This window comes from Burkholderia sp. KCJ3K979, assembly GCF_016759955.1.
GTDB lineage: Bacteria > Pseudomonadota > Gammaproteobacteria > Burkholderiales > Burkholderiaceae > Burkholderia > Burkholderia orbicola.
The window spans coordinates 1-8,345 of sequence record NZ_JACFYV010000263.1 but is presented as its reverse complement, the minus strand read 5'-3'; the positions used below and the strand labels follow the sequence as shown (position 1 = coordinate 8,345).

Below are 8,345 nucleotides of genomic sequence, written 5' to 3'. Positions count from 1 at the left end.
ACTGGTTGTACACGTCCCACAGGCCGTCGACGATCATCGTGTCGACCAGCTTCGCGTCGCCCATCCGGAAGCCGTCGCGCGAGCCCGGCAGCACGTGCGGCGACGCGCTCATGTTCTCCTGGCCGCCTGCGACCACGATCTCCGCGTCGCCCGCGATGATCGCGTTCGCCGCCAGCATCACGGCCTTCAGGCCCGAGCCGCACACCTTGTTGATCGTCATCCCCGGCACGGCCGTCGGCAGCCCCGCCTTGATCAACGACTGCCGCGCCGGGTTCTGCCCGGAGCCGGCCGTCAGCACCTGGCCCATGATCACTTCGCTGACCTGCTCGGGCTTCACGCCCGCACGCTCCAGCACCGCGCGGATCACCGTCGCGCCCAGTTCGGGCGCCGCAATCTTCGCGAGCGAGCCGCCGAATTTGCCGACCGCGGTCCGCGCGGCCGATACGATCACTACATCCGTCATGTTCAATCCCTGCATCGAAATCAGTTTGTCGTCGTGACGCCGGCACGAGGCGATCACACGTGGCGATGGCACGCGCCGCGCCAACCGGCGCAATCGCGGTCGGGGTCGCACGCCGCCGTCCGGACGGGCAGCGCCAATTCGCACCGGCGGCACGGCACACCGCCGCACGGGCACCATGCACGGACGTCTTGCGGCGCACCGGACGCTTGCCGGCCTCCGCGTGGCACACGCGGCGCCGGCGCCGTCCGGCGCCGATCAATCGTGTCGCGCCGACGCGCAACACGCATTCACGCGCGCCTTCATGCGCGCATTTGCGCGATTACGCAGCCGATTCGCGCGCAGCCGCTGCGTCCTTGCGGGCGGCGGCCGCCGTCTGCTTGGCGCCGCGCGTGGCCGTTTCGCTGACCGCATCGAAGCCGCTCTGCGCCGCTTCGATCGCCTGGCCCGTCGCCGCACGCACGGAGTCGGCCGCGGCGCTCGCCGCGGACAGCGCCGAATTCAGCGCGGCCACCACCGGCGCCGAGCCGGCCGGCGCGTGCTTCGACAGTTCGCCGAGCACGTCCTTCAGGCGCTTGTCGTTCTGTTCGTACTGCGCCTGCGCGACCTTCGCCCATTCGGACTGCGTCGACACCGCGATGTCGAACAAATGGCGGCCATACGACACGGCCTTGCCGGCCGCTTCCTGCGGCGCGGCGACCTGCTGCGCAAAGCCCGCGGCCGGGTTGTTGGCGTTGAACGCGTTCTTCAGCTTGTCCTCGTATTCCTCGAGCGCCGTCCGGGCCGCTTGCAGGTTGAGTTCGACGACGGCCTCGAAGCCGTGGATCGCCGGACGGGCGATCGCGAACCAGGCGGCGATACCGGATTGATAATCGGCGGCGAGTTTTTCGGGGGCAAATACGGACATCGGGCACGCTCCTGTTAGCAATGCGAGAGACGACGTAAAGAAAAATGGAAGCTGGATCGACAGACGCTTCCTTATTGACAACCCGTCACCTGTTTAAGCACGGGCAGTTGAAGGAAGTCATTCTAGAGCGATTAATTGTCAATTAAGTGGCATTAATGATAGGTATAAACCCTTATTACCCTATACGGCGACCGCCGAGGCCCGCTGCACGCCGATATCGCGAATGACCAACCCGAGCGGCTCCGACCCGCAATGCCTTTTTACCTTTTTGCAGCATAGCGGATCGTGACATCGCGCAATATTTACCCATTCATTATTCTGTTTATTAGAAAACCGGCCTTCATTGAAAATGGAGCCGCAGTCTATGTAATCGTTTTTCTGAATTTATTATGAAATCGTTTTCCGGATTATAAATGACGAATTCAATAATCGGAGGAATGACGAGTCGCGATAAAAAAGGCCGCTCGAAGCGGCCTTGGTCAATCCGGTCAGGCGCGGGCTCAGCCCGTCAGTTCGCGATGCAGCGCGCGGAACTCCTGCGCGAGCTTGTGCGACGGCTCGAGATGGATCACCGGCGTCGACTGCTGATGTGATTCGCGGATCTTCACCGACGCGGACAATCGCGACGCGAGCACCGGCAGCCCTTCGTCGACGAGCTCGTCCACCAGCCGCTGCGGCAGGCTCGCGCGCGGCTGGAACTGGTTGATGACGATCCCTTCCACCTCGAGCGCCGCGTTGTGGTCCTGCTGGATTTCCTTCACATTCTCGAGCAGCGTGTACAGCGCGCGCCGCGAGAAATCGTCGCAGTCGAACGGGATCAGGCAGCGCTCGACCGCGATCAGGGCGGAGCGCGTATAGAAATTCAGCGCGGGCGGCGTGTCGATGTACACGGCGTCGTACATGTCGAGCTCGTTCAGCGCGTCGCGCAGCTTGTAGATCTTGTAGCGCGACTCGAGCTTGCCGTGCAGCGTATCGAGATCCGGATGCGCGGGCATCACGTCGAGCCCGTCGAACGGGGTCGCGTGGATGAACGACGCAACGTCGACCGGACGGAAGTTGAAGGTCAGCGCGGTTTCGAAGAAACCGGCGACGCCCGGTTGCGCGTCGGCCGCCGCGTCGCCCAGCAGGTAGCGCGTCGAGTTCGCCTGCGCATCGAGATCGATGACGAGCGTGCGCAATCCTTCGCTCGCGCTGATCGCCGCCAGGTTGCAGACGATCGTCGACTTGCCCACGCCGCCCTTCTGGTTGAATACGACCCGCCGCATGGTGTCCCCTCGATCGAAACGTCGAAACGGCCAGCTTAGCCGATCAATAATGGCGACCGCGTGACGCAGGTCGAATCGGGCGCGACGGGTATGTGACTTGGGCGCGGCACGCGTCAGATGCGCGGCGCCGCGCCCGATACGTATCGATTGCCGGGCACGCTCCACCGCCACGGCAGATCCTGGCCGACGCGAATGCCGATGCGCGGCCCGCCCGCCAGATCGGCGGGTGGCGCCATCCCGTCGTCGACGATCGCGAATCCTTCGCGCGCGCCGACCAGATCGACGCCATCCTGCGCGCCGCCGATCCCCATCGCCTGCGTCAATCGAGCCGGGCCGCGGCACAGGTCGCGATCGCGCGTGCGCGGCGGCCGCGCCGCGCGCATCTGCTCGAGCCCGTGCAGCGGCTCCAGCGCACGGATCAGCACGCCCGTTCCCGCGCCGGCCGGGCCGCACACGCAGTTGCAGCACCAGTGCATGCCGTACGTGAAATAAACGTAGAAGTGCCCGGGCGGCCCGAACATCGTCGCGTTGCGCGGCGTCTTGCCGCGATAGGTGTGCGCCGCCGGATCGAGCGCGCCCGCATACGCTTCCACTTCGACGATGCGGCCGGCCCGGCCGTCCGCTGCCGCGAGGATCTTGTTCAGGAGTTGCGGCGCCACCTCGGTGGCCGTGCGGTTGAAGAATGCGCGCGGCACGATGGTGCCCGGCCACGGCGCCGCCGTCTTACTGCGTCGCATCATGCCGGTCCTTCATCGCGGCGAGATGAAGCTCATGATACGCATCGACCAGATCGTCGAGCCCGAACGCAAGGTTTCTGCCGCTGGGGTTGGGGAGCACCCACACCCGCGCCTGGTGGATAGGGGACGGCTGCAATCCCCACGCGACTTCCCGTTGCCCCGACAACGCCGAATACGCCGCCTTGCCGAGAAACGCGACGAAGCGCGGCGCATGATGCGCGATCTTCTGCTCGAACCCGGCGGCCGCGGCCACGAATTCCGCGCGCGACAGCTGATCGGCGCTGGCGGTCGGCCGCGGCACCACGGCCGTCAGCCCGCAGCCGTAACGGAGGATCTCGCGATCATCCTTCGGCGAAATTTCCGTCGGCGTGAAGCCCGCGAGATGGATCACGCGCCAGAAGCGGTTGTTTCTCCCCGCGAAGTGATGACCGGTCGCGGCCGCGATCAGGCCGGGATTGATCCCGCAGAACAGGACGTCGAGATGGGGCGCGATGAGGTCGGGGAGTGCGTCAACCACGGTTCACCCAAGGTGCGGCGTGCAGGAACCACGTAAACGAAACGAGGCCCGAAAACCCGGGCCAAGCGACTGGCTTGACTCGGACATTCGGGCCCATCGTGATGCAGGATGCCGACTGGCGATCAGAACGGAATATCGTCGTCCATCTCGTCGAAGCCGCCGCCTGCCGGTGCGCTCGGACGGCTCTGGCCGCCGCCACCCGCACCGCCAGCGGCGCGCTCCTTCGACGTCGGCACGCCCGAGAACAGCTCGCGGATCGGCGTGAACAGGCCCGTGTACGTGGCCGGGTTCGAGCGCGGCGTGCGGCCGATCGGCGACTGGTCGACGTTGATCACCTTGTCGAAGTGCTCGAGGCCCTCGATCGCCTCGTGCGGCGCCGGTTCGGCCGCCGAGCCGTACAGGTGGCGCGCGACCGCGTGATACAGCGTGTCGTTGATCAGCGTCGACTTGCCGGAGCCCGACACGCCGGTGATGCAGGTCAGGAGGCCGACCGGCAGTTCGAGATCGACGTGCTTCAGGTTGTTGCCGTGCGCGTCGACGATGCGCAGCATCCGCTCCGGATCGGGCGCGAGCCGCTCGTCCGGGTACTCGATCACGCGCTTGCCGAGCAGGTACTGGCCGGTCAGCGACTGCGGGTTCGACTGCACCTGCTTCGGCGTGCCTTCGGCGACCACGACGCCGCCGTGCTCGCCCGCGCCGGGGCCCATGTCGACCACGTAGTCGGCCGTGCGGATCATGTCCTCGTCGTGCTCGACGACGATCACCGAGTTACCGAGGTCGCGCAGGTGCTTGAGCGTCGCGATCAGGCGGTCGTTGTCGCGCTGGTGCAGGCCGATCGACGGCTCGTCGAGCACGTACATCACGCCCGTGAGCCCCGAGCCGATCTGCGACGCGAGCCGGATGCGCTGCGCCTCGCCGCCCGACAGGGTTTCTGCGCTGCGCTCGAGCGACAGGTAGTCGAGGCCGACGTTGTTCAGGAACGTCAGGCGCGCGACGATTTCCTTGATCACCTTGTCGGCGATCTCGCGCTTCGCGCCTTCGAGCGTCAGCCCGTCGAAATAGCCGAGCGCGTCGCGCAGCGGCCAGCCGCTGATCTCGTAGATGCCGCGCGCGTGGTCGCCGGTGCCGATCCGCACGTGGCGCGCCTCGCGGCGCAGGCGCGTGCCGTCGCACGACGGGCACGGCTGGTTGTTCTGGTACTTCGACAGCTCTTCGCGCACCGCGACCGAATCGGTCTCGCGATAGCGGCGCTCGAGGTTCGGGATGATCCCTTCGAATACGTGCTCGCGGATCGTCGTGCGGCCGCGCTCGTTGATGTACGAGAACGGGATCGTCTGCTTGCCCGACCCGAACAGCAGCACCTTGCGGATCTTTTCGGGCAGATCCTCGAATGCGGCGTCGATGTCGAATTCGTAGAACGCCGCGAGGCTCTGCAGCATCTGGAAGTAGAACTGGTTGCGGCGGTCCCAGCCCTTCACCGCGCCGGCGGCAAGCGACAGCGACGGGTGCGCGACGACCCGCTTCGGGTCGAAGAACGTGATCTGGCCGAGGCCGTCGCATTCCGGGCACGCGCCCATCGGGTTGTTGAACGAGAACAGGCGCGGCTCGAGCTCCTGCAGCGAGTACGAGCAGATCGGGCACGCGAACTTCGAGCTGAACAGGTGCTCGCGATCGGTATCCATCTCGAGCGCGATCGCGCGGCCGTCGGCGAGGCGCAGCGCGGTTTCGAACGATTCGGCGAGCCGCTGCTTCATGTCCGGGCGCACCTTCAGGCGATCGACGACGACGTCGATCGTGTGCTTGTCGTTCTTCTTCAGCTTCGGCAGCGACTCGACCTCGTAGATCTTCGCGGCGCCTTCGTTCGCGGCGCCGCCGCCCGAGCGCACGCGAAAGCGCACGAAGCCCTGCGCCTGCATGTCCTCGAACAGCTCGGCATGCTCGCCCTTGCGATCCGCGACGACGGGCGCGAGGATCATCAGCTTGGTTTCCTCGGGCAGCGCGAGCGCCGCGTCGACCATTTGCGACACGCTCTGCGCCTCGAGCGGGATGTCGTGATCGGGACAGTACGGCGTGCCGACCCGTGCGTACAAAAGTCGCAGGTAGTCGTGGATTTCCGTGACCGTGCCGACGGTCGAACGCGGGTTGTGGGACGTGGCCTTCTGCTCGATCGAGATCGCCGGCGACAGCCCCTCGATCAGGTCGACGTCGGGCTTCTCCATCAGCTGCAGGAACTGGCGGGCGTACGCGGACAGGCTCTCCACGTAGCGGCGCTGGCCTTCGGCATAAAGGGTGTCGAACGCGAGCGACGACTTGCCCGACCCGGACAACCCGGTAATCACGACCAGCTTGTGGCGCGGCAGGTCGAGATTGACGTTTTTCAGGTTGTGGGTGCGTGCCCCACGGATACGGATCTGTTCCATGAACCTGGCGAAAATGGAGGGAACCAAACCTGCTACTATAACGGCTTTTCGAGACCGTCGTTTACGGCCCCCAGCCTTTACAGCAGGTGGCAGCAAGGCGACACCTGCGCCGGGGAAAGCGGTCGCGCCGCACGGTTCCGGGCGGCCCGCAGGCCGTCTGCATCCGGCCCCGACGTGTCGTCCGAAAGGCCGCCAGGCCGCCGGTCCTGATCTTCCGCCGCCCGCTGCCGGGCGGACATTCCGATCATTCGAAATTCATTCCCGATGTCCAATCCGTCTGCCACGTCTTCCCGCATGACTGCGCCCGAACTGCGCGCGACCACGTCGCTCGCGGCGATCTTCGCGTTGCGCATGCTCGGCCTGTTCATGATCATGCCGGTGTTCTCGGTCTATGCGAAAACCATCCCGGGCGGCGACAACGTGCTGCTCGTCGGGATCGCGCTCGGGGCCTACGGCGTCACGCAGTCGCTGTTCTATATCTTCTACGGCTGGGCGTCCGACAAGTTCGGCCGCAAGCCGGTGATCGCCACGGGGCTCGTGATCTTCGCGCTCGGCAGCTTCGTCGCCGCGTTCGCGCACGACATCACGTGGATCATCGTCGGCCGCGTGATCCAGGGGATGGGCGCCGTGTCGTCGGCGGTGCTCGCGTTCATCGCCGACCTGACCTCCGAGCAGAACCGCACGAAGGCGATGGCGATGGTCGGCGGCTCGATCGGCGTGTCGTTCGCGGTCGCGATCGTCGGTGCGCCGATCGTGTTCCACTGGGTCGGGATGAGCGGGCTGTTCACGATCGTCGGCGTGCTGTCGATCCTCGCGATCGGCGTCGTGCTGTGGATCGTGCCCGACGCGGCGAAGCCCGTGCACGTGCGCGCGCCGTTCGCCGAAGTGCTGCACAACGTGGAGCTGCTGCGCCTGAACTTTGGCGTGCTGGTGCTGCATGCGACGCAGACGGCGCTGTTCCTGGTCGTGCCGCGCCTCTTGGTCGACGGCGGGCTGCCGGTCGCCGCGCACTGGAAGGTCTACCTGCCGGTGATGGGGCTCGCGTTCGTGATGATGGTGCCGGCGATCATCGTCGCGGAGAAACGGGGCAAGATGAAGCCGGTGCTGCTCGGCGGCATTCTGGCTATCCTGATCGGCCAATTGTTGCTCGGCAGCGCACCGCATACCATTCTGATTGTGGCGGCGATCCTCTTCGTCTACTTCCTCGGCTTCAACATCCTGGAAGCGTCGCAGCCGTCGCTCGTGTCGAAGCTCGCGCCGGGTTCGCGCAAGGGCGCGGCCACGGGCGTCTACAACACCACGCAGTCGATCGGGCTCGCGCTCGGCGGCATCGTGGGCGGCTGGCTGCTGAAGCATGGCGGCGCGAACACGGTGTTTTATACCTGTTCGGGGCTCGTTGCTGCCTGGCTTATAATCGCGGCCAGCATGAAAGCGCCGCCGCGCAAGGCCTGAACCTTTTATTTCGGGCAGGCATCGGCAGCGCGCCGGCTTGCCCCGGCGGGCCCCTGCGGCGATACACGCGGGCGGCCCCGCATCGAATTTACTGGAGAAACACATGGCATCCGTCAACAAGGTCATCCTCGTCGGCAACCTCGGCGCCGATCCTGAAGTCCGTTACCTGCCGAGCGGCGACGCGGTTGCGAACATCCGTCTCGCGACGACCGATCGCTACAAGGACAAGGCAAGCGGCGATTTCAAGGAAATGACCGAGTGGCATCGCGTCGCGTTCTTCGGCCGTCTGGCGGAGATCGTCAGCGAATACTTGAAGAAGGGGTCGTCGGTCTATATCGAAGGCCGCATCCGCACGCGCAAGTGGCAGGGCCAGGACGGCCAGGACCGTTACTCGACCGAAATCGTCGCCGAACAGATGCAGATGCTCGGCGGCCGCGGCGGTTCGGGCGGCGGTGGTGGTGGCGGTGACGAAGGCGGTTATGGCGGCGGCTACGGTGGTGGCGGCGGCGGTCGCGGCGAGCAGGCGGAGCGCGGCGGTGGCGGCGGCGGCGGCCGTGCCAGCGGCGCGGCGCGTGGCGGTGCGGGTG

At 66.1% G+C, this 8,345-nt stretch carries 7 protein-coding genes and 1 pseudogene; 2 read left to right on the top strand and 6 right to left on the bottom strand.

Annotated elements, in window-relative coordinates:
• The 6 genes and pseudogenes from H3O04_RS31720 to uvrA form a co-directional block, all read right to left on the bottom strand.
• Window positions 1-463: beta-ketoacyl synthase N-terminal-like domain-containing protein (locus H3O04_RS31720; protein ID WP_272929906.1), on the bottom strand; the 463-nt coding region annotated here is incomplete at its 3' end.
• 319 nt (window positions 464-782) lie between these two features.
• A complete protein-coding gene (gene phaP, locus H3O04_RS31715) occupies window positions 783-1,367 on the bottom strand; it encodes a TIGR01841 family phasin (RefSeq protein WP_011694404.1) in 585 nt (194 codons plus the stop codon).
• Between the two features lie 500 nt (window positions 1,368-1,867).
• Window positions 1,868-2,632, bottom strand: a complete 765-nt coding sequence (locus H3O04_RS31710; RefSeq protein ID WP_023478107.1) for a ParA family protein — start codon at window positions 2,630-2,632, stop codon at window positions 1,868-1,870.
• Window positions 2,633-2,745: 113 nt separating this feature from the next.
• Window positions 2,746-3,369, bottom strand: a complete 624-nt coding sequence (locus H3O04_RS31705; protein ID WP_034174665.1) for a DNA-3-methyladenine glycosylase — start codon at window positions 3,367-3,369, stop codon at window positions 2,746-2,748.
• Window positions 3,356-3,886, bottom strand: a complete 531-nt coding sequence (gene mug / locus H3O04_RS31700) for a G/U mismatch-specific DNA glycosylase (protein ID WP_023478109.1) — start codon at window positions 3,884-3,886, stop codon at window positions 3,356-3,358. Before mug ends, H3O04_RS31705 begins: the two co-directional genes overlap by 14 nt.
• 215 nt (window positions 3,887-4,101) lie before the next feature.
• Window positions 4,102-6,306 (bottom strand): annotated as a pseudogene (gene uvrA / locus H3O04_RS31695) (excinuclease ABC subunit UvrA); the annotation flags it as partial.
• A 264-nt stretch (window positions 6,307-6,570) separates the two neighbouring features.
• On the opposite strand from uvrA, the gene H3O04_RS31690 reads away from it, so the two are divergent.
• Complete coding sequence (locus H3O04_RS31690) at window positions 6,571-7,758, top strand: MFS transporter (RefSeq protein ID WP_006477799.1); 1,188 nt, start codon at window positions 6,571-6,573, stop codon at window positions 7,756-7,758.
• Between the two features lie 103 nt (window positions 7,759-7,861).
• A partial coding sequence (locus H3O04_RS31685; protein ID WP_202589197.1) for a single-stranded DNA-binding protein occupies window positions 7,862-8,345 on the top strand: 484 nt, incomplete at its 3' end.